This window comes from Solibacillus ferritrahens (assembly GCF_037027585.1).
GTDB classification, from domain to species: domain Bacteria; phylum Bacillota; class Bacilli; order Bacillales_A; family Planococcaceae; genus Solibacillus; species Solibacillus ferritrahens.
The window spans coordinates 1-590 of the sequence record NZ_JAXCLE010000066.1; the positions used below are offsets into that span (position 1 = coordinate 1).

The following is a 590-nucleotide window of genomic DNA, read 5'->3' on the forward strand; positions in this document are numbered from 1 at the left end:
TTTAATTCGGTAAAGCTTGCAGCTTCATAGTAATCAATTTCGTCTTTCATATGACCAAAGAAGGATTCCATTGGGGCATTATCTAGGCAGTTTCCTCTGCGTGACATTGACTGTTTTAAACCCAATTCTTTCACCCGATGTTGAAATTCTGGGTGTGTATAATGAAAACCTTGATCTGAATGTATCATCGCTTCAGGGTGTAGATTACCATCCAAATGATTATTTAACTGTTCAAGTGTTTGGTAGACAATCAACATTTTTAAAGTCGAAGATAATACATAAGCGACTATTTCTCTTGTAGCTAANCTATGATGAGCTTCTGTTGCTTGTTCTAGATGACGATAAGGATTTTTACGTCGTATTTTTGCATATAGGTTAAACTTGCGCATTAATCGAAGAATCTTTTTATGATTCATGGGTTGATCTAAAATATCTGTTAAGGCCATATAGAATCCACGATAACCTACTTTGCCTTTTGCACGGTCATAGACCGTTTTTAATAAGAGGTAATCTTGATAGTCCGATTCTTCACGTAATGCATGTTTTTCCATATTTTGAATCCATTTATAGTAGCCACTTGGACTAACTTT

The 590-nt window shown here is 35.1% G+C and carries 2 pseudogenes; both read right to left on the reverse strand.

Annotated elements, in window-relative coordinates:
* Positions 1-305: pseudogene (locus SNE38_RS19325) on the reverse strand (DDE-type integrase/transposase/recombinase); the annotation flags it as partial.
* Positions 306-317: 12 nt separating this feature from the next.
* Positions 318-590 (reverse strand): annotated as a pseudogene (locus tag SNE38_RS19330) (IS3 family transposase); the annotation flags it as partial.